Here is a 23,837-nt window from a genome sequence, read left to right as displayed (position 1 = left end):
GCAGCACAGACCGCGCGAGCATAAGGGCAGGCGGGGCGGAACTCCTATTCGGCCTTCGGGCTCTGCCCGTCGGCGGGGGACCGCTCGGCCTTCGGGCGCTGTGCGTAGCGGGCGACGTACTCCTGGCCGGTCAGCTTGGCGATCTCGCGCATCAGCTTGAGAGTGATCTCGCGGAGCAGCTTCGAGTTGGCCGTCTCCCGCTCGTACGCGGAGAGGTCCAGCGGCTCGCCGAAGATCACCTCGCACGAGGCCGGCCGGGGCAGCCGCGCACCGATCGGCTGGATGCGGTCGGTGCCGATCAGCCCGACCGGCACGATCGTGGCGCCGGTGTCGAGCGCGAGCTTCGCCGTGCCGGGGCGGCCCCGGTGCAGCCTGCCGTCGGGCGAGCGGGTGCCCTCCGGGTGGATGCCGAGCACCTTGCCGGCCTTGAGCACCGGCACGGCCGCGTCGATGGCCAGCAGCGCCTCGCGGCCGACGCCGCGGTTGACCGGGATGTTGTTGAGACCGGTCAGCAGCGGCCCGAGGATCCGGTGCTGGAAATACTCGTTCTTGGCCAGGTAGTACACCGGCCGCGGGCACACGATGGGCACCACGATCGAGTCGACCACCGAGAGGTGGTTGGCCGCCAGGATCACCCCGCCGTCACGGGGGATGTTGTCGAGCCCACGGACCTTCGGACGCCACAGCAGCCGCAGGGCCGGCGCCAGCGTCACCTTCCCCACCGAGTACAGCGTCGACACCCAGCACCTCCAACAGCGCCAATCATGGGATCGTGACACTGTGACCGATGACCGGCTGCACCGGTATGCGACGAACGTCACCGCCGGCGTCAGCGACCGGGCCGTGGTCGACGCGTTCGCGCGCGTCCCGCGGGAGTACTTCGTGCACAGGGTGGTCGACCCGGACGGCCGGGCCACCGCCGTGACGCCGGAGCAGGTGTACACCGACGAGGCGCTGGTCACCCGCGTCAGTGACGGGCGGCCGAGCAGTTCCAGCTCGCAGCCGTCGCTGATGGCCGACATGCTCGAGAAGCTGCGGCTGCGGCCCGGTCACCGGGTGCTCGAGGTGGGCACCGGCACCGGCTACAACGCGGCGCTCATCGCCGCGATCACCGGTGCGCCGGTGGTCACCGTCGACGTGCAGCCCGACGTGGTCGCCGACGCCACCGCCGCGCTCGCCCGCGTCGGCGCCGACAGCGTCACCGCGGTGAACGCCGACGGTTACCTCGGCGCGCCCGACCACGGGCCGTTCGACCGGATCATCGCCACCGTCGGGATCGGCGGCGTGCCGCCCGCGTGGTTCGACCAGCTCGCCCCGGACGGGATGATCCTCGCCCCGATCGAGCACGGCGGCATCCAGCCGTGCCTCACGGTCACCCCCGACCTGGCCGGCCGGGGCGCGGTGCGCTCGGGGTTCATGCTGGCCGCCGGCGCGCTGCACCCCCGGGCCACCGCGACCCTGCCGATGACGCTGCCCGATCCACCGGACGCGGTGCCGGTGCCGCCGCTCGACCCGAACCGCTACTACGCGTTGTGGTTCGGGCTGGCGGCCCGCGACGACCGGGTCGAGCGCCGCACCGTCGACGGCCTGTTCGAGAAGCCCTGGCAGACGGCGTGCACGGTGACCGAACCGGGCGGCGGGTCCGTCGTGGTCGGGCTCGACGCGCTGTATCCGGTCGGTGCGGACGCCGGTCTCATGACTCAGGTGCGCGCGCTCGTCGGGGAGTGGCACGCCGCTGGTGGGCCGGAGGTGTGGGACTGGCACTGCCGGTTCACTTTCGGCGACGGTCTGTGGCTGCCGACCGGGTGGCGGCTCGAGCCCTGAACGCAAACGCGCCGGCGTGCGCCGACACCGTAGGATCGCGGCCGTCGACGTACACCGGGGGGCGTGCATGAGCGGTGGGTACGCGGTCGGGATAGATCTGGGGACGTCCAACACGGTGGCGATCCTCCGCTTCCCCGACGGCCGCACCCGACCCGTGCTGTTCGACGGCCAGCCGGTGCTGCCCAGCGCGGTGTTCCTCGACCACAGCGGCACCCTGCAGGTCGGCCGCGACGCGCAGCGGATGGCCCAGCTCGACCCGGCCCGCTTCGAGCCCAACCCGAAGCGCCGCATCGACGAGGACGTGCTGTTCCTCGGCGACCGGGAACTGCCGATCGTCGACGTGCTCGCGGCTCCCCTGCGTACGGTGGCCCGGGCGGTGACCGACACGGTGGGTCACCTGCCACCGGCGGTGATCACCTGTCCGGCCGCGTGGGGCTCGGCGCGGAAGGGGCGGCTGCAGCAGGCCGCCGCCCGGGCCGGCTGGCCGCCGGTCCACCTGATGGCCGAACCGATCGCGGCCGCGCGCTACTTCACCGAGACCCAGCGACGGCCGATCCCGGTGGGCCGGACGCTCGCGATCTTCGACTTCGGTGGCGGCACGCTCGACGTCGCCCTCGTCCGCAACGACGGCGCCACGTTCACCGTCGTCGGCAGCGGCGGCGCCGAGGACCTCGGCGGCCTCGACATCGACGCGGCGATCGTCAACCACCTCGGCCAGCTGCTGGCCGCGCAGCACCCGCAGGTGTGGGCGCAGATCAGCCAGCCCACCGACGAACTCGGCCGGCGCAACCGGCGGATGTTCTGGGAGGACGTGCGGGCCGCGAAGGAGATGCTGTCGCGCTCGACGGCCGCGCCGGTGGCGGTGCCCGGGGTCAGCGCGTCGCTGCACGTGACCCGCGACGAGCTGGAGCAGCTGGCCACCCCGCTGCTGCGGCGGGCCACCGGTGAGCTGAGCCGCGCGTTGCGGCAGGCGAACCTGACGCCCGGTCAGCTCTGCGGGATCTTCCTGGTGGGCGGCACGAGCCGGGTGCCGCTGGTCAGCCGGTTGTTGCACGCGGAGACGGGCGTCGCGCCGACGGTGCTGGAGCAGCCGGAGCTTCCGGTGGCCGAGGGCGCGGTCGCGGGATCCGTCGGAGGGCCGGCAGCGGGGCCGGCCCCGGCTCAGCGCGCGGCGTCGGCGCCGGTGTCCGGGTCACCGGTGGTGCCGGTGTCGGGGACGCCCGTGAGCGGCATGCCGGTGTCGGGCTCGCCGGTCTCGGGGTCGCCCATCTCGGGATCGCCGTCGGGTGCGCCGGCGCAGCGCGTCGCCCCGCAGCCGCGGGCGTACACGACCGTGGCCCCGCCGCCGATGCCGCCGCCGATGCCGGTCCAGCAGCCGATGCCGGGGATGTGGGTCACGTCCGGGCCGCCGCCGCGGCCGCCGCGCCGGTACCGGGCCTGGCCGTGGCTGCTCACGCTGGTGCTGGTGTTCGGTGGGCTGTGCTACGGCGGCTACCTCGTGGTCAAGGCGAACACGACCGATCCGCTCACCGAAGAGCTCACGATCACGATCGACGACCTGGCCCCGACCGGGCTGCACCAGGCGATCGTCACGTCGAGCTGGGCGCACGCCGTCGGGCAGCACACCGACGGCACGGTCGAGGTCGCCTCGGTCAGGCACGGCACCGACACGACGGTGCGGCACCGCTCGACCAAGGGCGGCGGCTGGACCGTCGCGTTCCAGGTCGGCGACTGGGTCGCGGTCATCGCGGCGCCGGCCGCCGACGGCACCCGCACCATGCTGGTGTCGAACGCGGCCAGCAACACGTTCGCCGAGACCGCGCTCGGCGCCGGCGAGAAGGTGACGCTCACCGGGGTCGACGCGGGCGGCGGCCTGGGTTACATCGCCTACGCGGAGCCCGCGAACACCGTCCGGTACGGGGTGGTCGGCGGGCCGACGCCCGCACCGGGCCAGCCGTTCCGGCTGCCGGCCGGTGCCCGTCCCCTTCCCGGCGAGCAGGGCGACGACCACCTCGACGTCATCGACGGCGCCGGCAAGATCTCCCGGTACACCCGTAAAGGGCTGCAGGAGGGCCTCGGGCAGGCGGCTCCGGGCCACCCGGTCGCGCTGGTGCACTACGACGCGCTCGCCGGCAACCTCTACGTCGCGGAGAACAAGACCGAGTACCAGCTGCTGCGCAACGGGACGCGGATCTACGTCGACCAGTCGATCCGCCGGCCGGTGTGGATCGGGCCCTGCGGCGACAAGGTCTGCATGATCGACGAGATCACCGACGACCCCACCAGCCGGCAGCTGTTCGAGATCACCGAGGCCGGCCCGAGTGACACGCGGGCGCAGGTGCCGTACGCGGCGGTGCCCGGGAGCCTGGCGCGCGCGGCGGAGTTCGTGATCGTGCCGACGCTCGAGAACGACAAGGCGGGGGCGGCGGTCGCCAACCTCAAGAAGGGCACGTTCAACCGGAACTACTACGACGTGCGGCTGCGCGACGACCCGAAGCTCAGCGGCGACGTCGACGCGGTGCTGCTGCCCACCCGGCCGGCCGGTGCGGCCGCGGAGTGGGCGGGTACGGCGCAGCCCCTGGCCATCGAGGGGGTCAACTTCGGCGACGGTGCCAGCACCGACCTCGGCACGGTGACCGTGATCCCGGCCAGCTGCGACGTCGGTGGCAGCCGCTTGGCCTGCGCCACCGCGACCGACTTCCGGGTGTGGACGATCGACAGCTAGCCGTTGCCGGCAATGGCGTTGACGACGGCTGTTAGGTTGACTCACACTGGTTGACGGCCATCCGGCCGACGAGGCCTTACACGCAGCCCTTGGCAAAGGGCCAGATTGAAACTCTGGTTTATCCAGGCTTCGTCACTCGGGTGGCATTTCTTTTGCCTAAACGGGGTCACGACGTCCACATGAACCTGCCAGCCGAAGACCGCGGCGCCGCCGACCGCCTGCTGCACCTGGTGCTCAACTCCGGCGCCCACCTGTGGCACAACCGGCCTGGTGTCGATCAGAACGGCGAATGGCTTCCGGCCACCCCGGGCAGGGTGCAGCGTGGCGTCCGTCGGGTGGCTCCTGGGCTGTTCGTGCCCGCCGCGGCACACCTGTACGGCACACTGCTCGATATCTACCGCCTCGACCCCGAACTCGCCGCCCGGTTCGCCAGCTACGCCGCCACCGAGAGCGACTGGCGTGACCTGCAGGTGTGCCTGTCCGCACTGATGCTGGTGCAGCACCGCACCGGCGCGCCCGTGCACGACGACGACGGCTCCGTCGCCTTCCACGACGACGACTACCGCGCCGTGGGCGCCGCGATGATGCTGCGCCTCGGCCAGCGCGCGATGACCCCGAAGCAGGTGCTCCGCGTCGCCCAGTTGCTGGAGACGCCCGAGATCGCCGCGCTCAACCGGTCCGCTGGATTCGGCGACCCGGCGGGCCGCAAGCCGCCGCTCGGGCGGTGGCCCGCCGCCGCCCGACGCTGGCTCGCCCACCGCGAACGCAACACCCCGCTCCTCGACGGTCTGGTCACCGCCGGCTACAAGGAGACGATCAAGGCGCTGGCCCGCAAGTGCGGCTACAAGCCCACCACCGAGCGGTTCTTCAGCGTGCTCGGCTGGGCGCAGAAGCAGGCCGCCGGCGGGCACCGCACGGTGGGCGTCGGCGGCACCCTGGTGCTCCAGCGCCGCGAGCGGTTCGACGGGCTCACCGAGGCCGAGATCTGCGAGCGCATCGTCACGGAGAAGCTGTCGTTCAAGGACGCTGTCGGCCGGCTGCCGGCCGGCGTCGGCCTCACCCCGGCGATCATGGTGGCGCTGCTGCCCTCGCTGAGCGACCAGGACCTGCGCATCCTCACGCCCACGCTGGAGAGCCTCGGCCTGCTCGCCGACGCCGAGATCCGCGCCCGGTGGGAGCAGGCACTGCTCACGGCCACCGACCAGCGGTCGCTGAACGTCGCCCGCAACGTCCGCGGCGCCGCGGTCCGGGAGGCGTTGGAGGCCGCCGCCGAGGTCGCGGTCTCCACCGCCGTGGGCGACGAGGACGTGCACGTCTTCTTCCTCATCGACAAGTCGGGCTCGATGCAGGGCGCGATCGAGAAGTCCAAGGAGACGCTCGTCCGCATCCTCGCCGGGTTCCCGCCGGAGCGGCTGCACATCGCGACGTTCGACACGATGGGCCGGGTGCTGCGTCCGAAGGCGACCAGCCGGGCCGGCATCACGCACCTGCTGTCGGTGGTCAACGCCGGCGGCGGCACCGTGCACGGCGCCGCGCTGCGCGCGTTCCGCGCAGAGAAGGTCGACGTGCCGGACGGCGCGGCGCTGATCGTGATCGTGGTCGGCGACGAGGCCGGTGAGAGCGGATCCGGGTTCGCCGACGCGTTCCGGGAGTACGGCTACCGGCCGGCGGCGATGGCGCTGATCGTCAACGTCGACCGGGGCTGGGAGCGGGGGAGCACCGTGCGCGACGCGTCCGCCGATCTCGGTGTGCCGTTCAGCGAGGTCGAGGTGCGCCAGTTCGACGACCCGTACCAGGTGACGCGCGTGCTGAAGACGCTGCTCGACGCGCCCGTCGCCGTCCGGGTGGGCCCGGCCGCCTCGTACCCGTGGCTCGACAAGGTGCTGGCAACCCCACTTCTGGCGACATGACGGACTATCGACGCTTTCTGCAACAGGCTTCCGAGACGATGGTGCTGCCGTACCTCGGTGGCCCGTACGTCGACGCACCCGACCGGCGGCTGCGGGCGGTCGGTCCGACGGCGACCGGCTGGTGGCGGTTCGAGGTCAGCGGCCGCACCGCCACGGCGGTGGAGCCGGCCGACCCGCCCGACCTCGGCGACCTGCCCGCGGTGCGCGGCTACTGGGTCGCCGGGTACCTGGTCGGCGACCGGGCGGTCGCGTACCGGCTCGCCATGGGTCCCGGCGCCCGCGCGAGCGGAGCGAGCGCCATCGTTGCGGAACCGATGCGGTTCGCGCCGGTGATCGCGCGGCGCTGGCACGGGGGTGCGCTGCTGTACGACAGCGAGGACTTCGAGACCGGCGTCGAGGACAAGGTGCGCGCGGTGTTCGAACAGAGCACCGAGCACGGCGCCAACGGCGCGCTCGCCGCGATCTCCGGGGTGCCGGCGCCGCTGCGCGCGGCGTTCGGGTACGCGGTCATGCTGCGGGTGGCGACCGCCCTGGCCGTGCCGGTGCGGCCGGTGCAACTGCGCTGGCACATCGGCGAGCTGGTCGCGATGGGCGACGCCGCGGCGCGGCGCATCCTCACCGGTGCGCAGGAGCGGCGGGCCGCCGAGCCGAACCACGTCGAGCGGTGGCGGGCCGAGCGCACCGACGCGCGGCTGCGCCCGGCGTCGGCGCGGGAGCGGACGCTCGACCGGGCCGAGGCCGCCCTGTACAGCGCCGGAGCGCTGCTGCGCGACAGCCGTTGGCTCAGCGGCGACCTCCTCGAGGTGCGTTACGACTTCATGGACGACCGGTTCGTGTCGGTGGTCGACGGTGAGACGCTGCGGGTCGTCGACGCCGGCATCTGTCTGGCCGGCGCCGACGAGCGGCTGACGTTGGAGAGCCTTCCGGGTGTGATCGCCGAGGCGATCCGCACGTACCAGCTGGAGATCACCGCGTGGTGACGCTCACCGAGGTGTGCTTTCTTCTGGACGCACGGGGCGCGGTCCTGTGGAGCGACTCCTCCAGCGACCCGTCGGCACTGCCCGACTCGCGCGACCGGTGGACCGCGATCTGGGCGCACCGCGACGCGCTCGCCGAGGTGGCCCACTCGCACCCCCGTGGCCCGTTGGCGTTCTCGGCCACCGATCTGTCCACAATGGACGCTCTGGACGCCGCCCTCGGCCGCCCGCTCGGCTACGCCGTGGTGACACCCGAAAACCTGCTGCGCCGCCGGGCCGATGGCACCACGCTGATCGAGGAACATGAACCGGCGTGGGTCGCTCTCCTGCGCGGCGCATCGGGATTGGAGGCTCGGTAATGGCGATTCTGAACGTGACGTACGGCGGCCGGTCGGCCGACGTCCCCTGGGACGTCGACGACGCGCTCTCCGACGCCGAGGTGAAGCGCCTCGCCGCCGAGGCGGTGAACCAGGCGCCGCTGCGTGGCGTCCTGCGGGTCGCCGACCCGGTGGCGTTCACCCACTTCGTGGTCGACCGCATCCATGGTCCCGACGGCGTACTCCGGCTGTACCTGCGTCCCAAGGTTCCGTTCGGGTGCTGATCCTCTTCTGCGGCGTCGGCGCGCTCGGCTCGACCGCGGTGACGTTGTGCCGCACGCTGCCGGCGAAACTGTCTATTGTGGACTTCGACCGGGTCGAGTCGAAGAACCTGCTGTCGCAGGCCTACACCCGGCAGGCGGTCGGGAAGAACAAGGCCGAGGCGCTGAAACTGCAGCTGCGCACGTTCTACGGCGTCGACGCCACGGCGTTCCCGGTGCGGCTCACCGCCGACAACGTCGCCACCGTGGCCGCCGGCGCCGACCTCCTCGTCGACTGCTTCGACAACGCGGCCTCCCGCCTCGTGGTCCGCGACTTCGCGGCGTCGACGGGGGTGCCGTCGGTGCACGCCGGGCTCTCCGGCGACGGAACGTTCGGGCTGGTGCGCTGGGGCGAGCGGTTCGTTCCCGACGAGTCCGACGAGCCGGGGCAGGCCACCTGCGTCGACGGCGAGCACCTGCCGTTCATCGGCCTGGTCGCGGCGCGGCTCGCCACCGTCGTGGCCCAGTTCGTGCGGACCGGCGACCGCGCCGACTCGCTGGTGACCCTCGCCTGACGGTCACCCACGCTTGAGAACGGCGCCGCGGATGGTGTCGAGCAGCGTCGACGACTCGTCGACCGAACGGTTGCCGAACACCGCCACGGCCAGCGAGCCGTGGTCGGCCCAGCCGCAGACCGCCACCGTGCGGCCGTTGAGCGTGCCGGTGCCGCAGCGCTTGTAGCCGCCGAGTGTGCCGGCGTCGACCGCGGCGTCACCGGTGATCTTCAGGTCGCCGGTGAGGTCGGCGAACCGCGCGGTGAGGTCCTTCTCCGGGTCGAAGACGAACCGCGTGGTGGCCAGGAGCGTGGCGCCACGGTTGCGGTTGTCGGTATAGAGGACGGAGTACGACGCCTCGTCCCACTGCTCCGACTCGACCTTGCCGAGCAGCGCGTCGGCGGTCTTCTGGCGGGAGTCGTCCTTCGAGCGGGTCAGGCCCGGCACGTCGGCCTCCGTGGCGATGCTCGCCGGGTACTGGTCGACGAACGGCCGGGCCCACAGCGTGACGCCGCCGCAGCAGGCCGCGAACGCCAGGAACCAGAACAGCAGCCACCACGGCCAGCGGCGCCGGCGTCGGCGGGGGGCCCGCGGCGGGGTCGGGTACGGGTTGACCGGCGGTCGGTGTCCACTTCGATCTTGACGCTGCGGAGGGCGACCGGGCGGCGGACCGTACGCCGCGGGCGGGCCGTACCACCCCGGCGGCGGCGCGGCGCGGGTGTAGCCCGGCGGCAACTGGGGCGGCATCGACCCGGTCTGCGGGTGGGCCGGGGGCTGCGGCGGCGGCGCGACCTGCGCGGGACGGCGCCGGCCCGACCGCCAGACGCGGAAGCGCTCGCGGAGCGTGGGGCCGTAGTCGTCGTCGACCGGCAGGTCGTAGGTGTCCTCATCGTCGCGGCCGAGCCCCGACCTGCGGCGCGGCGTGCCCGGCGGAGGGACGGTGGCCGACCCCGACCAGCGGTTCGTGCCGCTTTCCCCGTCGCCGGAGATCTGGATCGTGGGGGACTCGTCGTCGCTCGGGTCGGGCAGCGCCGGGGTCACCTGGGCGGCCGGCAGCTTCGGATCGTCCTGATCCGGCATGGCACCCCCCTCGGCCGTGGCTCGCGCGCGTTGAGCAATTCGAGAGTACGGCGGGGGTTCACGTAGGCTGGTCTCCCGTGACCGTTACGAGCGTCTTCCCGCAGCTCGAACACCTACTGCCGCTGGTCAGCAAGCCGATCCAGTACGTAGGTGGAGAGCTGGGTGCCGTGGTCAAGCCATGGGACGAGGCCACCGTGCGCTGGGTGCTCATGTACCCCGACGCGTACGAGGTCGGCCTGCCGAACCAGGGCGTCCAGATCCTCTACGAGGTGCTGAACGAGCGGCCCGACGTGCTGGCCGAGCGCACCTACGCGGTCTGGCCCGACCTCGAGAAGCTGATGCGCGAGCACGGCGTGCCGCAGTTCACCGTCGACAGCCACCGGCCGGTCGGCGCGTTCGACCTGTTCGGGATCTCGTTCGCCACCGAGCTCGGGTACACGAACCTGCTCACGGCCCTTGACCTTGCCGGTATCCCGCTGCTGTCCGCCGACCGCGGCGACGACCACCCGGTGGTGATCGCCGGGGGACACGCGTCGTTCAACCCGGAGCCGATCGCCGACTTCATCGACGCCGCCGTGCTGGGCGACGGTGAAGAGGCCGTCCTGGAGATCACCGACATCGTCCGCGCCTGGAAGGCCGACGGCTGCCCGGGCGGGCGAGACGAGCTGCTGCTGCGGCTGGCCCGCACCGAGAGCGTCTACGTGCCCCGGTTCTACGACGTCGACTACCTGCCCGACGGGCGCATCCAGCGGGTCGTGCCCAACCGCCCCGACGTGCCGTTCCGGGTGCACAAGCGCACCACGATGAACCTCGACGAGTGGCCGTACCCGAAGAAGCCGATCGTGCCGCTGGCCGAGACGGTCCACGAGCGCTACGCGGTGGAGATCTTCCGCGGCTGCACCCGGGGGTGCCGCTTCTGCCAGGCGGGCATGATCACGCGTCCGGTGCGGGAGCGGTCGATCACCACCGTGGGCCAGATGGTGCGGGAGGGGCTCGAGTACTCCGGGTTCACCGAGGTCGGGCTGCTGTCGCTGTCGTCGGCCGACCACTCGGAGATCGGCGACATGTGCTCCGGGCTCGCCGAGCAGTACGCCGGCACCAACGTCTCGCTGTCCCTGCCGTCGACGCGGGTGGACGCCTTCAACATCACGCTGGCCGAGGAGCTGAGCCGCAACGGACGGCGCACCGGCCTGACGTTCGCGCCCGAGGGCGGGTCCGAGCGGATCCGTCGCGTGATCAACAAGATGGTGTCCGAGGAAGACCTGATCAGGACCGTCGTCACCGCGTACTCGAACGGCTGGCGGCAGGTGAAGCTGTACTTCATGTGCGGCCTCCCCACCGAGACCGACGAGGACGTCCTGCAGATCGCCCGCCTGGCGCACGAGGTGATCAAGGCCGGGCGGGCCGCGACCGGGTCGAAGGACATCCGGTGCACGGTGTCGATCGGCGGGTTCGTGCCGAAGCCGCACACCCCGTTCCAGTGGGCCCGGATGGAGCCGCCGGAGGTGATCGACAACCGGCTCCGGCTGCTGAAGCAGGAGATCAACTCCGACCGGTCGCTCGGGCGGGCGATCGGGTTCCGGTACCACGACGGCGAGCCGTCGCTGATCGAGGGCCTGCTGTCGCGCGGCGACCGCCGGGTCGGTGCGGTGATCCGTCGGGTGTGGGAGGACGGGGGACGCTTCGACGGCTGGTCGGAGCACTTCTCGTTCGCCCGGTGGGTGACGGCCGCCGCCGACGTGCTGCCCTCCTTCGGCCTCGACCTCGACTGGTACACCACCCGCGAGCGCGGTGAGGCCGAGGTGCTGCCCTGGGACCACCTCGACTCCGGGCTCGACAAGACCTGGCTCTGGCAGGACTGGCAGGACTCGATCTCCGAGTACGAGCAGGACGACTGCCGCTGGACCCCGTGCTTCGACTGCGGCGTGTGCCCGAGCCAGGACACGGAGATCCAGATCGGCCCGACCGGGCGCAAGCTGGTCCCGTTGACCTTGAACAGCACTCTCCGGGTGCCGGCTCCGGAGCCCGCGCGAGCGGAGCGAGTTCATTGAGCAGGGCCAAGAACCAGCCGGCGGGCGGGCAGGCACCGGTCGTGCAGCGGGTGCGGATCCGGTACTCGAAGCGTGGGCCGCTGAGATTTACGTCACACCGTGACTTCGCCCGGGCGTTCGAGCGGGCGATCCACCGGGCCGGCGTGCCGATCGCGTATTCACAGGGGTTCACGCCACACCCGAAGGTCTCGTACGCCTCGGCGGCACCCACGGGGGTCGCGAGCGAGGCCGAGTACCTCGAGATCGGGCTCCGCGAGGTCGTCGACGTGACCCTCCTCGCGCGGGCGCTCGACGCGGCGCTGTCGCCCGGTCTCGACGTGCTCGACGCGGTGGAGGCGCCGCTGGCCGGTGGCGGCTCGCTGGCCGACCGGATCGACGCCGGCTCCTGGTCCATCGACCTTCCCGGGGTGACCTTCGAGGCGGCCTCCTCGGCGGTGGCCGCGTTCCTGGCGGCGGCCGAGGTGCCGGTCGAACGGATGACCAAGCAGGGACGCCGCACTTTCGACGCGCGGGCGGCCGTGGCCTCGCTCGCCGTGCGGGATGACGCACCTTCCGGGGTCGACGGCGCACCGTGTGCGATACTCGACCTTGTCGTACGGCAGGTCACCCCGACCGTGCGACCCGATGACGTTCTGTCCGGCCTGCGCGTGGTCGCTGGCCTGGAGCTGCCGAGCCCGCCCCGGGCGACCCGGCTGGCCCAGGGAATGCTCACCACGGAGGGCGAGATCGTCGATCCGTTCGCGGCCGGCCGCGCACAGGAAGCCATCGGCGCCCCGTCGGCCTGACGGGGTGGGCAGACTTCGGTGGCTCGCCGCCCTGTTCTCGTGAGTGGGAGACGGGCCGCCGGTACCACAACGGTGCACCTGCGTGGCTGCGTTGGCACGCGCCCGGGAGCGCCAGAACTGGAGAACGTCCCGAATGCTCGACAACGAGCCGAGCGGCGAGACGGGTGGGGCGCAGTCGCACCCCGACGTTGTCTCAGCCGCCAATGCGCCCGAGACCGACACCGCGACCCCGCGGGCCGAAGAAGCGACAAACCCGGCAGGTGGGCACTCTTTGCCCGATGTGGGGCAGTCCGATCCGGGGCCGCCTGACGCCGGCGCCGCTGAGCTGGCACACGAGCCGGCGGAGCCCGCCGCCGAGCCGGCGAGTGGGCAGGTCAGCGGCCTGGCCGCGGCCCCCGAGGCGGTACTGACCGCCGAGTTGGCCGCCGAAGAGGAATCCGCGGCCGAAGAGGAACCGGCCGCCGAGGACGAGCCGGTGGCCGAGCGCGAGCCGGCCGTGGAGGAGCCCACGGCCGCGGTGCCGCCCGCCGTCGAGGTGCCGGTGGCCGTGGTGGCGGAGCCCGCCGTGGTGGTGCCCGCCGTGGCGGAGCCTTCTGTGGACGAGTCGGTGGCTGCCGTGGCGGCGCCGGTGGTGGTGCCCGCCGTGGACGAGCCGGTCCCGGCGCCGGCCCGGCGTACCCGGCGCCGGGCTACCAAGGCTGTGCCGGCCGGTGCCGCGGCCGAGGTCTCGGCCGGTGCCGCCGCCGAGCCGGGTGCCGCCATCGAGGCCGGCGCCGCGGTGGACGCGGCCGAGCCCGCAGCCGACCCCGCAGCCCAGCCGGTGGCCGAGGCCGCCAGTGAGCCGGCACCCCGTACCCGTCGGCGGCGGGCAACCAAGGCGACCGCCGCCGCTGCCGCCGAGCCGACTGCCACCGCCGAACAGACCACCGCCGAACAGACCACCGCCGAACAGGCCGCTGCTGAACAGGCCACCGCTGAAGCGGGCAAGTCGCCCGAAGCAGACGCTGCCGGCGTATCTACCGAAACGGCGCCGGAGCCGGCACGGCGCACCCGTCGCCGGGCGGCCACGGCCAGCACCGCCACGGCCACGGCCGGCGCGGCGGCGACCAGTCCGGCTGCGTCAGCGCCGTCTGCGGAACCGGCGGACGCGGTCGCTTCGGGCGCCGGCGTCCAGGCGGGCGTTCCGGGTGACGGTGTCGACGCGGGCACCACGGTCGACGGGGGTGCCGGGCAGGCGGCCCGGCCCGCGCCGGTGGAGGTCGCGCCCGTCGCGGCCGTCGAGGAGGCCCCTCCGCGTTCGCGGCGGCGGGCGGCACCGGCGGCGAGTGTGCTGTTCATGGCGCCCGAGGCGACCGAGGAGGAAGCACCTCCGGTCCGTACCCGGCGGGGTCGCACCACAGTGCCGGCCGTTCCCCCGGTCACCGAGGAGGAGCCGCGGCCGCGTGCCGAGGACGGTGCTCACGAGGTCACGGAAGAGGCTGGTGCCGAGACGGCCGGTGAGCCGCCGGCGCGCAGCAGGCGGCGGCGGGGCCGGCGCGGAGCCGAGGCCGAACCGGTCGTGGCCGAGGCTGACGCCGACGACACCGCGGCCGACAACGCGGCCGACACCGACGAGGGCGCCGACGACGGCGCCGACGCCGAGGTGGGCGACGAGGACGACGACGACCTGACCGCCGGTGGCCGGCGCCGCCGCCGCGGGCGCCGGGGCAGGGGCCGGGGCCGGGGTGGCGCCGACGACGGCGACGACGTCGAGGGCGACGCCGAACCGGCCGCCGACGCCGAGGAGGCCGCGGCCGACGACGACGAGGACGACGACGGGTCCACCACCCGCCGGCGGCGCAGGCGGCGGCGCAAGGGCGCGGCCGGTGCCGACGACGGGGGCGACGACCCGAACGTGGTCGTCAAGATCCGGGAGCCGCGGGCGGCCCGTGACGAGGTGCAGGGCGTCTCCGGGTCCACCCGGCTGGAAGCCAAGCGGCAGCGCCGGCGCGACGGCCGTGAGCAGCGGCGGACCCGGCCGCCGATCCTGAGCGAGGCCGAGTTCCTGGCGCGCCGGGAGGCGGTCGACCGGGTGATGGTCGTGCGCCAGAAGGGCGAGCGCACCCAGATCGCGGTGCTCGAGGACGACATCCTGGTCGAGCACTACGTCACCAGGAGCACCTCGCAGACGCTGGTCGGCAGCGTGTTCCTCGGCCGGGTGCAGAACGTGCTGCCCAGCATGGAGGCGGCGTTCGTCGACGTCGGGCGGGGGCGCAACGCCGTGCTCTACGCCGGCGAGGTCAACTGGGACGCCAGCGGGCTGGAAGGGCGCACCCGCACGATCGAGCAGGCGCTGAAGTCGGGCGATTCGGTCCTGGTGCAGGTGACGAAGGATCCGATCGGTACCAAGGGTGCCCGGCTCACCAGTCACATCGCGTTGAGCGGTCGGCACCTGGTGTACGTGCCGAACGGGAACGCGTCCGGCATCAGCCGCAAACTGCCCGACGTCGAGCGGAAGCGGCTGCGCGACATCCTCAAGAACCTGGTGCCCGAGGGCGCCGGCGTGATCGTCCGCACCGCCGCCGAGGGCGCCAGCGAAGACGAGCTCAGCCGCGACGTGGCGAGGCTCCAGGCGCAGTGGGAGGCGATCCAGAAGAGGGCGTCGTCGGTGAACGCGCCCGCGATGCTCGACGAGGAGCCCGACCTGGTGATCCGGGTCGTGCGTGACCTTTTCAACGAGGACTTCAAGGACCTGGTGATCCAGGGCTCCGACGCGTACGACATGGTCGAGCCCTACCTCCAGCACGTCTCGCCCGACCTGGTGCCGCGGCTGCGCCGCTACACCGGCACCGGCGACGTCTTCCACGACATGCGCATCGACGAGCAGCTGATGAAGGCGCTCGACCGGAAGGTCTTCCTGCCCTCCGGCGGAAGCCTCGTCATCGACCGCACCGAGGCGATGACGGTCATCGACGTCAACACCGGCAAGTACACCGGTGCTGGCGGCAACCTCGAGGAGACCGTCACCCGCAACAACCTCGAGGCGGCCGAAGAGATCGTGCGCCAGCTGCGGCTGCGCGACCTCGGCGGCATCATCGTGATCGACTTCATCGACATGGTGCTGGAAAGCAACCGTGAGCTGGTGCTCCGCCGCCTCACCGAGTGCCTCGGCCGCGACCGCACCAAGCACCAGGTCACCGAGATCACCTCGCTCGGCCTGGTGCAGATGACCCGCAAGCGGGTCGGCCAGGGCCTGCTCGAGGCGTTCAGCGAGACCTGCGAGCACTGCCGCGGCCGGGGGCTGATCATCCATCCGGAGCCGGTCGGCGACAAGCGCGGCGGCGGTGGCGGCAACGGTCACGGCGGCGGCGGCGGTGGCGGCCGGTCGGAGCTCGCGAAGGTCGCGGCCGCCTCGTCGGCGGCCGGGTCGGTGCAGGCCGCGGCGAACGGTTCCGGCTCGTCGGGGTCGGGCGCAGGCGAGGGGACCGGGACGCGCGCCAGCCGTCGCCGCGGGCGGCGCGGGTCGGGTGCCGCGGTGGCCGAGGCGCCGGAGGTCGAGGCGCCCGAACTGGTCGAGGCCGTCGAGGTCTCCGACGCCGACCTCGAACCGGTCATCGAGGACATCGAGGACCCGACGGTCGAAGCCGACGAGGCCGCGGTCGTCGAGGACACCGACGGCGACACCGACCCGGACGCCGGCGAGGGTTTGCGCCGACGCACGAGGCGCGGCACGAGGCGCCGCACCCGCCCGTAGTCAGGGGATCGTGAACCCCTGTACGCGCAGGGGTTCACGATCGTTACCTGGGTGCCAGGTTCATCGAATACGGTCGCATCGAGGGGCACCGGTTCGGGTAAGCGACGTACTGTGTCCCCGCGGAGACCCCGTACGTTCGACCGAGGAGCCGCCCTGATGCTTGCCCGCACCGGTCTGGTCCTGTTCGCGCGTGTCACGCTTGCTGCCACGCTCGCCTTCGGCCTCGCCGGATGCGGCGACGACGAGCCGAAGCGATCCGGCTCGGGCGCGCCGAAGGCATCGGCGTCGGCATCGGCGTCCGGGTCGGGGTCGGCGGCGCCGGTCGACCCGTCGGCGACCGCGGGCACCGCCACGCCGGGAGCACCCGGCGCACCCGGTGACCCGGGTGTGACCGGCGAGGGAGGCACCGCGACCGGTGCCGACAAGCAGGTCTGCGCCGACCAGGAGAAGCTGGTCGCCGAGTCGACCCGGAAGTTCGGCGAGGCGGTCGTCCAGGCGTCGCAGGGCGGCAACGAGCAGGCGACGGTCAACGCGGTCAAGACGCTGTTCAGCGAGTGGGCGGCCGGCATGCGCACCCAGGCCGGCAAGGCGCAGAGCGCCGAGCTCAAGCAGGCGCTCACCGAGTACGCGCAGGGTCTGGAGAAGGTCAACTCCCAGATCAACGGCGTGGCCGACCTCGACAAGCTCGGCGACCTGAACACCAGCGAGATCGAGGCGGCCACCGACAAGGTGCTGCGCATCTGCGGCTGATTTTGGCTGGCGCCGTCGGCGGGGTAAGCTTGCCGACGGCGCATTTCTGTGCGCCTCGTTGCTGTGTGCCCCTTGTCTGGGTCGCGCCGGCAACCCCAAGGTGTAACAGCTACGACAGGAGTCCGCGTCGATGTACGCGATCGTCAAGACCGGCGGCAAGCAGTACAAGGTCGCTGAGGGTGACGTGATCGAGGTCGAGAAGCTCGCCGGTGCGCCGGGCGACTCGCTGTCGCTGGCCGCGGTTCTCCTGGTCGACGGCGACAACCTGGTCACCGAAGCGGCGAAGCTGGCCAGCGTCGCGGTCACCGCCGAGGTGGTCGCCCACACCAAGGGTCCGAAGATCCGGATCCACAAGTTCAAGAACAAGACCGGGTACCACAAGCGTCAGGGTCACCGCCAGCCGCTGACGCAGGTCAAGGTGACCAGCATCAAGTCCGGAAAGTAGGCAGGCGATGGCTCACAAAAAAGGTGCTTCCAGCTCTCGCAACGGGCGCGACTCCGCGTCGCAGCGGCTGGGCGTGAAGCGGTTCGGCGGTCAGTTGGTCGGTGCCGGCGAGATCATCGTCCGCCAGCGCGGTACCAAGTTCCACCCGGGTGAGCTCGTCGGTCGCGGTGGCGACGACACGCTGTTCGCCCTGGCCGCCGGCAACGTGCAGTTCGGCAAGCGGCGCGGCCGCAAGACCGTCAGCATCGTGCCGGTCGAGGCGTAACACACAGCTTTCGGTCGACGGCGGGCCGGCGCGTGAGCGCCAGGCCCGCCGTCGCTCTTTGTCTTCGAAGGGATCACTGTGGCCAGCTTTGTCGACCGGGTGGTGCTGCACGTGCGGGCCGGCGACGGCGGGCACGGCTGCGTCTCCATCCACCGGGAGAAGTTCAAGCCGTTCGGCGGCCCCGACGGCGGTGACGGCGGGCACGGCGGCAACGTGACGCTCGTCGTCGACCCGGGCGTGCACACGTTGCTCGACTTCCGCTTCCGTCCGCACGTCAAGGCCGGCAACGGCAAGGGCGGCATGGGGGGCGACCGCGACGGGGCCAAGGGCGAGGACCTGATCCTGCCGGTGCCGGACGGCACCGTCGTCTACTCCGAGACCGGTGAACTGCTCGTCGACCTCGTCGGCGAAGGCACGTCCTTCGTGGTGGCGAGCGGCGGCCGGGGCGGGCGCGGAAACGCCGCACTGGCCAACACCAAGCGCAAGGCGCCCGGCTTCGCCGAACTGGGTGAGCCCGGCGAGCAGTTCGACGTGGTGCTGGAGCTGAAGAGCGTCGCCGACGTGGGCCTGGTCGGCTTCCCGTCGGCCGGCAAGTCGTCGCTCATCGCGGTGCTGTCGGCGGCCCGTCCGAAGATCGCCGACTACCCGTTCACGACGCTCACCCCGAACCTCGGCGTGGTGCGCGTCGACGACCACACGTTCACGATCGCGGACGTGCCGGGGCTCATCCCCGGTGCGGCGGAGGGTCGGGGGCTCGGGCTGGAGTTCCTGCGTCACATCGAACGCTGCGCTGTGCTGGTCCACGTCGTCGACACGGCCGCGCTGGAGACGGAGCGCGACCCGATCGCGGACATCGACGCGATCGAGGCCGAACTGGCCGCCTACGGCGGCCTGGAGGACCGGCCGCGGCTGGTGGCGCTGAACAAGGTCGACGTGCCCGACGGCCGCGACCTGGCCGAGATGGTGCGGCCCGACCTCGAGGCGCGCGGCCTGAAGGTGTTCGAGGTGAGCGCGGCGACGCGGGAAGGCTTGCGGGCGTTGACGTTCGCGATGGCCGAGGCGGTCGAGGAGCACCGGAAGTCGGCGCCGCCGCCGGAGCGGACCCGCATCGTGATCCGGCCGACGGCGGTCAACGACGCTGGCTTCACCATCGAGCAGGACGACGAGGGTGTCTACGTGGTGCGCGGCTCCAAGCCGGAGCGCTGGGTGCGCCAGACCAACTTCGACAACGACGAGGCGGTCGGATACCTGGCCGACCGGCTCGCCCGGCTCGGCGTCGAGGACGCGTTGGCGAAGGCGGGCGCCGAACCCGGCTGCCCGGTGCGCATCGGCATGCGTGAATTCGACTGGCAGCCGACGGTTCCGGTGGGCGACGACTACGTCCCCAGCGCACGCGGGACCGACTCCAGGATCGAGGGGGACAGCGGTCGGGTGCCGGCCGCCGAGCGGCTCGCGGCACGCAAGGCGCGGCGGGTGCGCGCGGACGTCGAGGACGAGTGGGCGGACTGAGTTCGGTGCTCTTACCAACGCTCACCTGCGTGTAGTCTCCCCGACGTGGACGCCAGGGAGAACTTCGTCGCCGAGGTGCTCTCGGAGATGCGGGCGCAGGGAGCCTCCGACGCCCGCTTCGACGAGGAGCGCTTCGCCGTGGCGTACCAACGCGATGCCGACGCGACGCAGCCGGTCTGGATGTACCTGGCGACCCTGTTCGCGGAGTGCGAACGCGAGCCCGAGACACGCACCGACCGGATCCGCCGCTACGTCACCACGCTGCTCGGAACCCAGGAACCGCCGGCCGACTGGCCGTCGGTGCGGCCGTTGCTGCGTCCGGTGCTGCGGGGCGCCATGTTCGGCCGCAGCAACGAGGCGAACAGGCCGGCGGTACTGCGCCGGCCCGCCCAGCCGTACCTCGACGAGCTCGTGGTCGTCGACCGCCCGACCTCGATGTCGTACGTCACCGCGGCGATGGCGTCGAACTGGGGGGTCGGCGACGAGGAGGTGTTCGGCGCCGCGCGGGCGAACCTGGCCGCCGGCGGCGTGCTGCCCGAGGCGGAGCCGGCCGAGGGGCCGGTGCTGCTGCGCTTCGTCGACGACGGCGACGCGTACTGGCCGTCCCATCTGCTGCTCGACGGGTGGCTGGCGAGCCTCGCCGGCCGCGTCGGCGGGGCGCCGATCGCGTTCGTGCCCGACGTGAACACGCTCATGGTCACCGCGGCCGATCCCGACGGGCTGGCACCGCTGCTGGAGCTGATCGCCGACGAGTACCTGGAGGCGCCCCGGCGGCTGTCACCGGTCGGCTACACCGTCGACGCCGTGGGCCGGGTGGTGCCGTACGCGGCGCCGTCGAACCATTCGGTGACGGCCGTGCTCGGCCGCGCCGAACGGCTGCTCGCCACCCACGAGTACGCCGCACAACGCGAGCTGCTCTCCGAAGCGGAGCTGCCCGAGTTCGTGGCGAAGCTGGAGCTGTTCGCCCGCGACGACAGCTCCGTGTTCACCGTCACCGCGTGGACCACGTCGTTGCCGACGCTGCTGCCCCGGGCCGACTACGTGGGCCTGGTGGTCGACGGCGCCGAGCCGTTCTTCGTGCCGTGGCCGGTGGTGCTCGGAGAAGGCCTGTGCGCGGAGGCGGTGGAGTACCGGCCGGTGCGCTTCCGCACCGTGCCCGACGTCGACCCGCAGATCGTCGCGGTGCTGCGGCAGCAGGCGGTCGATCCTTAGGGCCGGCGAATGGCCCCCCTGCTGGCCCCTCCCATCCCTCGTCGCAACGGGTTGAATGGGTGGGCGGACAAGCCGACGGGGGGAATCGGCATGGCTATCGACCTGCTGCGGATCGCGGCGGAACAGGGACTACTCGTGGCCGGGCTGGCGGGCGGTCCCACATCGGATCAGCTCACATCGGGCCAGCTCACATCGGGCCAGCCATCGGGCCAGCCATTGGGCCAGCACGGCTGGCGGTTGGCGTGCCAGCGCTGCCGGGGCTGGCTGGCGCTGCCGGCCCGGCCGCCGGAGCCGGCCTGGTGGCTGCGCCGGGTGTACGCGTTCGTGGTCCGGCACCGTCATCCACCGGCCCGCCGGCCGGGTCACCCGTCCGATCATCCACCCGCGCGCCCCTCCGGCCACCGGGCGGGCGGTCCGGTCGGTGACTCCCTGGGCGGCGCGCGGAGGGCGGCACGGTGACCGTCTTCCAGTTCGGTATCCGGGTCACCGCGTCGCGCGGACCCGGGTCAGCGGCGCCACCCGTCACGGCGCCCGACACGGTGCCTGACATGGGGCGCGGCACGGGGCGCGGCGGGGGGCGCGGCACGGAGCGCGGCACGGAGCGTGGCACGGAGCGTGGTACGCAGCGCGGCGCTGGGCCTGGGATGTCGCACGGGATGGCGAATGGGATGGCGAGTGGGATGGCACGGTGGATGCCGGCCGGAGCGGCGCGGGCGGGGCCCTCGGTGCGCGAGCGGTCGGTGCTGGCGCCGCTGACGCACGGTCGGTGCACCGACGCGGTGGTGATCGGTGGCACGGCCCCGAACCGGGCGCTGGTGTACTTCGACCGGGAGGCGGCGTCGCTGGCCGCCGCCGTGGTCACCGCCATCGCCGACCTGGAGCGCAGCGGTCTGGCGTGTATCGACGTCGTGCCCGACGACGACCTGGTGACGATCGGGGTCCTCGCGCCTCGGCTGGGAGTGCCCCCGCGCGGGCTCGGAGAGCTGCTGCGAGACGGTCCGCCACCGGTGCGCCGGTGCGGCGGCGAACTGATCTTCCGGTGGAGTGACGTCCTGGCCTGGCTGGACACCGCGCCCGGTGAGGCGGCCGGTCCCGCACCCGGTCCTGCGTCCGGTCCTGTGGCGAGTCCCGCGTCCGAGGCGGTGCTCGGCGTGCTCAACCTGGCTCTGCGGCTGCGTCGGCTCGTCCGGTCCGATCCGGCCACTGCCGCCGCCGTCCGTGACCTGCTGGCGTGATGATCTACGATGCCGCAGATGAACAGTCGGCGGGTCGGCATCATGGGTGGCACGTTCGATCCCATCCATCACGGCCACCTGGTGGCGGCCAGCGAGGTGGCCGACCGGTTCGAGCTCGACGAGGTCGTGTTCGTGCCCACCGGCCAGCCCTGGCAGAAGGCCGACACCGAGGTGAGCCCGGCCGAGGACCGGTACCTGATGACGGTGATCGCCACCGCGTCGAACCCGCGGTTCACGGTGAGCCGGGTCGACATCGACCGCACCGGTCCGACGTACACGATCGACACCCTGCGTGACCTGGCGAAGGCGTACGGCGCCGGTACCGGGTTCTACTTCATCACCGGGGCCGATGCGTTGGAACGCATCCTGTCGTGGAAGGACGCCGACGAGATGTTCAAGCTGGCGCACTTCGTCGGCGTCACCCGGCCCGGGTTCGAGCTGAGTGACGCGCACCTGCCGGCCGACACGGTCAGCCTGGTCCAGGTGCCGGCGATGGCGATCTCCTCGACGGCGTGCCGGGCGCGGGTGGCCGACGGCAAACCGGTCTGGTACCTGGTCCCCGATGGGGTGGTTCAGTACATAGCCAAGCGTGGTTTGTACCGTTTGTCTCACACCGACTGAAACGAATGCATTCGATTCAGCCGGGGGTGTAACGGAGAAGCGGCTTTCGCGTCGCGCGTGAGAGGCTTGACCGGTCCGGACAGACCGGAGAGAGGAGACAGGTGCCCGCTACCGAGCGTGCCATCGAGATGGCACAGACCGCAGCCCAGGCGGCGGCCGACAAGAAGGCCCAGGAGATCGTCATTCTCGATGTGGCCGACCAGCTCGTCATCACAGACGCGTTCCTGTTGGCGTCCGCCCCGAACGAGCGTCAGGTGCTCGCGATCTCCGATGCGATTCAGGAGAGCCTGCTCGAGCTGCCAGAGAAGGCCAAGCCCGTCCGCCGGGAAGGTGAGCGGGCCGGCCGTTGGGTGCTGCTCGACTACGTCGACATCGTGGTGCACGTCCAGCACTCCGAGGAGCGCGAGTTCTACGCGCTCGACCGGCTGTGGAAGGACTGCCCGACGATCCCGTTCAACGACCGCGACCTGGAGCCGGCCGAAACCGGCGAACCCGGTGCCGCGTGACCAAGCGCTCGACCCGCGTCGTCCTGTGGCGACACGGCCAGACCGCGTGGAACGCCGAGGGCCGCATACAGGGCCAGTACGACGCGAAGCTCGACGACACCGGCCGGGGGCAGGCGCGCGTCGCCGCCCGTGAGCTGGCACTGCGCCAGCCGGTGGCCATCGTGTCGAGTGACCTGTCGCGATGCGCCGACACAGCCGCCGAACTCGCCGCGCTCACCGGCCTCACGCCGTCCTACGACGTGCGGCTGCGCGAGCGCGGGTTCGGCGACTGGGAGACCCACACGCGGGCGGAGGTCGCGGTGCGGTGGCCGCTCGCCTTCGCCCGGTGGCGGCGGGGCGAGCCGATCGAGGCGGCCAACGTGGAGACCACCGAGGCGGTCGGCGAGCGCGTGTCGGCCGCCCTGGTCGAGATCGTCGAGGCGTACGTGGGGGCCACGGTGGTGGTCACCACGCACGGCGGGGCCGTGCGGCACGCGATCGAGGCGCTGCTCAAGTGGCCGCACGACATGGTCTACTCGATCGCCCCACTGGACAACTGCCACTGGAGCGAACTGCGTCACCAGCCTTCCCGGGGGTGGAGGCTGCATTCGCACAACGTGGGGGCCACGGCGACGGAACCGGGTCCGGCGCGCTAACGTCCGACTGGTATGCGTGCGCGACTGTCTTTCGTGGCTCTGCTGGCCGGGCTGGTCCTGGCCGGGTCGGTGCTGGCCGGCTGCGGCGGCACCGACGGCTCCGGAGACGGTTTCGGCAGCTCCACACCCGACTCCTCCGCGACGGGAGGGCCCATGGTGTCCGGTTCAGCGTCCAGTTCTCCGTCCGCGAACGACCCGGCGGCCACCGGGAAGAACCCCGGTGGCGTCATGACGATCACCGGCACGCCCACCGAGGGCGTCGAGAACGGCTGCATCGTGATGCAGTCCGGTGACACCCTCTACCTCCTCATCGGCGCCGAGCCGGGCGCGTTGATGACCGGGCGACCCGTGGTGGTGCGGGGTACCCCCGAGCCGGGGCTCATGACGACCTGCCAGCAGGGCACGCCGTTCCGGGTCACCGAGGTGCGGCCGGCCTAGGGTTC

Annotated in this window: 23 protein-coding genes; 21 read left to right on the top strand and 2 right to left on the bottom strand. The window is 72.4% G+C overall.

Annotated features, from left to right (window positions below; genetic code table 11):
- Positions 1-44: 44 nt before the first annotated feature.
- The gene (locus Voc01_RS51135) at positions 45-740 is read right to left on the bottom strand and encodes a lysophospholipid acyltransferase family protein (protein ID WP_203935085.1); all 696 of its coding nucleotides are present in this window, start codon (positions 738-740) and stop codon (positions 45-47) included.
- Positions 741-780: 40 nt separating this feature from the next.
- Here Voc01_RS51135 and Voc01_RS51130 point away from each other — a divergent pair, with 40 nt between their 5' ends.
- The 7 genes from Voc01_RS51130 to Voc01_RS51100 all read left to right on the top strand — a co-directional run bounded on the left by Voc01_RS51130 (position 781) and on the right by Voc01_RS51100 (position 8,588).
- The gene (locus tag Voc01_RS51130) at positions 781-1,824 is read left to right on the top strand and encodes a protein-L-isoaspartate O-methyltransferase family protein (protein WP_203935084.1); all 1,044 of its coding nucleotides are present in this window, start codon (positions 781-783) and stop codon (positions 1,822-1,824) included.
- A 67-nt stretch (positions 1,825-1,891) separates the two neighbouring features.
- A complete protein-coding gene (locus tag Voc01_RS51125; protein WP_203935083.1) occupies positions 1,892-4,549 on the top strand; it encodes an Hsp70 family protein in 2,658 nt (885 codons plus the stop codon).
- Between the two features lie 179 nt (positions 4,550-4,728).
- Complete coding sequence (locus Voc01_RS51120; protein WP_203935082.1) at positions 4,729-6,459, top strand: vWA domain-containing protein; 1,731 nt, start codon at positions 4,729-4,731, stop codon at positions 6,457-6,459.
- Complete coding sequence (locus tag Voc01_RS51115) at positions 6,456-7,439, top strand: hypothetical protein (RefSeq protein WP_203935081.1); 984 nt, start codon at positions 6,456-6,458, stop codon at positions 7,437-7,439. The genes Voc01_RS51120 and Voc01_RS51115 overlap by 4 nt, the downstream gene beginning before the upstream one ends.
- Complete coding sequence (locus tag Voc01_RS51110) at positions 7,433-7,795, top strand: Mov34/MPN/PAD-1 family protein (RefSeq protein ID WP_203935080.1); 363 nt, start codon at positions 7,433-7,435, stop codon at positions 7,793-7,795. Before Voc01_RS51115 ends, Voc01_RS51110 begins: the two co-directional genes overlap by 7 nt.
- Entirely contained in the window at positions 7,795-8,037 is a 243-nt protein-coding gene (locus Voc01_RS51105; protein WP_203935079.1) for a hypothetical protein, read from the top strand. Before Voc01_RS51110 ends, Voc01_RS51105 begins: the two co-directional genes overlap by 1 nt.
- Positions 8,031-8,588: a ThiF family adenylyltransferase gene (locus Voc01_RS51100; RefSeq protein WP_203935078.1), complete on the top strand. Its 558-nt coding sequence runs from the start codon at positions 8,031-8,033 to the stop codon at positions 8,586-8,588. Before Voc01_RS51105 ends, Voc01_RS51100 begins: the two co-directional genes overlap by 7 nt.
- Before the next feature lie 3 nt (positions 8,589-8,591).
- Here Voc01_RS51100 and Voc01_RS51095 read toward each other — a convergent pair whose 3' ends face one another.
- Positions 8,592-9,647, bottom strand: a complete 1,056-nt coding sequence (locus Voc01_RS51095) for a hypothetical protein (RefSeq protein ID WP_203935077.1) — start codon at positions 9,645-9,647, stop codon at positions 8,592-8,594.
- Between the two features lie 77 nt (positions 9,648-9,724).
- On the opposite strand from Voc01_RS51095, the gene Voc01_RS51090 reads away from it, so the two are divergent.
- The 14 genes from Voc01_RS51090 to Voc01_RS51025 all read left to right on the top strand — a co-directional run bounded on the left by Voc01_RS51090 (position 9,725) and on the right by Voc01_RS51025 (position 23,832).
- Entirely contained in the window at positions 9,725-11,698 is a 1,974-nt protein-coding gene (locus Voc01_RS51090; protein ID WP_203935076.1) for a TIGR03960 family B12-binding radical SAM protein, read from the top strand.
- A gap of 41 nt (positions 11,699-11,739) precedes the next feature.
- Positions 11,740-12,483, top strand: a complete 744-nt coding sequence (locus tag Voc01_RS51085; RefSeq protein ID WP_203935092.1) for a TIGR03936 family radical SAM-associated protein — start codon at positions 11,740-11,742, stop codon at positions 12,481-12,483.
- A gap of 418 nt (positions 12,484-12,901) precedes the next feature.
- Positions 12,902-16,216, top strand: coding sequence for an Rne/Rng family ribonuclease (locus Voc01_RS51080; protein WP_445009839.1), 3,315 nt, complete (start codon positions 12,902-12,904; stop codon positions 16,214-16,216).
- 156 nt (positions 16,217-16,372) lie between these two features.
- Entirely contained in the window at positions 16,373-16,966 is a 594-nt protein-coding gene (locus Voc01_RS51075) for an Rv2240c family protein (RefSeq protein ID WP_203935075.1), read from the top strand.
- A gap of 130 nt (positions 16,967-17,096) precedes the next feature.
- Complete coding sequence (rplU, locus tag Voc01_RS51070; RefSeq protein ID WP_203935074.1) at positions 17,097-17,411, top strand: 50S ribosomal protein L21; 315 nt, start codon at positions 17,097-17,099, stop codon at positions 17,409-17,411.
- Positions 17,412-17,418: 7 nt separating this feature from the next.
- Positions 17,419-17,676 (top strand): 50S ribosomal protein L27, encoded by a 258-nt coding sequence (gene rpmA / locus Voc01_RS51065; protein WP_203935073.1) that lies wholly within the window; start codon positions 17,419-17,421, stop codon positions 17,674-17,676.
- 78 nt (positions 17,677-17,754) lie between these two features.
- Positions 17,755-19,185, top strand: a complete 1,431-nt coding sequence (gene obgE / locus Voc01_RS51060) for a GTPase ObgE (RefSeq protein ID WP_203935072.1) — start codon at positions 17,755-17,757, stop codon at positions 19,183-19,185.
- Between the two features lie 45 nt (positions 19,186-19,230).
- Complete coding sequence (locus Voc01_RS51055) at positions 19,231-20,397, top strand: DUF1444 domain-containing protein (RefSeq protein WP_203935071.1); 1,167 nt, start codon at positions 19,231-19,233, stop codon at positions 20,395-20,397.
- Between the two features lie 90 nt (positions 20,398-20,487).
- Entirely contained in the window at positions 20,488-20,856 is a 369-nt protein-coding gene (locus Voc01_RS51050) for a hypothetical protein (RefSeq protein ID WP_203935070.1), read from the top strand.
- A gap of 221 nt (positions 20,857-21,077) precedes the next feature.
- Positions 21,078-21,632: a helix-turn-helix transcriptional regulator gene (locus tag Voc01_RS51045; RefSeq protein WP_203935069.1), complete on the top strand. Its 555-nt coding sequence runs from the start codon at positions 21,078-21,080 to the stop codon at positions 21,630-21,632.
- An 18-nt stretch (positions 21,633-21,650) separates the two neighbouring features.
- Complete coding sequence (nadD, locus tag Voc01_RS51040; protein ID WP_203935068.1) at positions 21,651-22,253, top strand: nicotinate-nucleotide adenylyltransferase; 603 nt, start codon at positions 21,651-21,653, stop codon at positions 22,251-22,253.
- Positions 22,254-22,354: 101 nt separating this feature from the next.
- Positions 22,355-22,759, top strand: a complete 405-nt coding sequence (rsfS, locus tag Voc01_RS51035) for a ribosome silencing factor (RefSeq protein ID WP_203935067.1) — start codon at positions 22,355-22,357, stop codon at positions 22,757-22,759.
- Positions 22,756-23,394 carry a histidine phosphatase family protein gene (locus Voc01_RS51030; RefSeq protein ID WP_203935066.1) on the top strand — a complete coding sequence of 213 codons (639 nt, stop codon included), beginning with the start codon at positions 22,756-22,758 and terminating at the stop codon, positions 23,392-23,394. The genes rsfS and Voc01_RS51030 overlap by 4 nt, the downstream gene beginning before the upstream one ends.
- A 12-nt stretch (positions 23,395-23,406) precedes the next feature.
- Positions 23,407-23,832 carry a hypothetical protein gene (locus Voc01_RS51025; protein ID WP_203935065.1) on the top strand — a complete coding sequence of 142 codons (426 nt, stop codon included), beginning with the start codon at positions 23,407-23,409 and terminating at the stop codon, positions 23,830-23,832.
- Positions 23,833-23,837: the final 5 nt, after the last annotated feature.

It is taken from the genome of Virgisporangium ochraceum (assembly GCF_016863655.1).
GTDB lineage: Bacteria > Actinomycetota > Actinomycetes > Mycobacteriales > Micromonosporaceae > Virgisporangium > Virgisporangium ochraceum.
Note: the sequence above shows the minus strand (reverse complement) of the source record. Positions and strands in the feature narration are given on the sequence as shown.

Excerpts from the sequence above, each read along its gene's own strand:
- Voc01_RS51125 (WP_203935083.1), top strand. The coding sequence starts at position 1,892 with ATGAGCGGTGGGTACGCGGTCGGGATAGATCTGGGGACGTCCAACACG.
- Voc01_RS51120 (WP_203935082.1), top strand. The coding sequence starts at position 4,729 with ATGAACCTGCCAGCCGAAGACCGCGGCGCCGCCGACCGCCTGCTGCAC.
- Voc01_RS51115 (WP_203935081.1), top strand. The coding sequence starts at position 6,456 with ATGACGGACTATCGACGCTTTCTGCAACAGGCTTCCGAGACGATGGTG.
- Voc01_RS51105 (WP_203935079.1), top strand. The coding sequence starts at position 7,795 with ATGGCGATTCTGAACGTGACGTACGGCGGCCGGTCGGCCGACGTCCCC.
- Voc01_RS51095 (WP_203935077.1), bottom strand. The coding sequence starts at position 9,647 with ATGCCGGATCAGGACGATCCGAAGCTGCCGGCCGCCCAGGTGACCCCG.
- Voc01_RS51075 (WP_203935075.1), top strand. The coding sequence starts at position 16,373 with ATGCTTGCCCGCACCGGTCTGGTCCTGTTCGCGCGTGTCACGCTTGCT.
- rplU (WP_203935074.1), top strand. The coding sequence starts at position 17,097 with ATGTACGCGATCGTCAAGACCGGCGGCAAGCAGTACAAGGTCGCTGAG.
- rpmA (WP_203935073.1), top strand. The coding sequence starts at position 17,419 with ATGGCTCACAAAAAAGGTGCTTCCAGCTCTCGCAACGGGCGCGACTCC.
- Voc01_RS51050 (WP_203935070.1), top strand. The coding sequence starts at position 20,488 with ATGGCTATCGACCTGCTGCGGATCGCGGCGGAACAGGGACTACTCGTG.
- Voc01_RS51045 (WP_203935069.1), top strand. The coding sequence starts at position 21,078 with ATGGCACGGTGGATGCCGGCCGGAGCGGCGCGGGCGGGGCCCTCGGTG.
- nadD (WP_203935068.1), top strand. The coding sequence starts at position 21,651 with ATGAACAGTCGGCGGGTCGGCATCATGGGTGGCACGTTCGATCCCATC.
- Voc01_RS51025 (WP_203935065.1), top strand. The coding sequence starts at position 23,407 with ATGCGTGCGCGACTGTCTTTCGTGGCTCTGCTGGCCGGGCTGGTCCTG.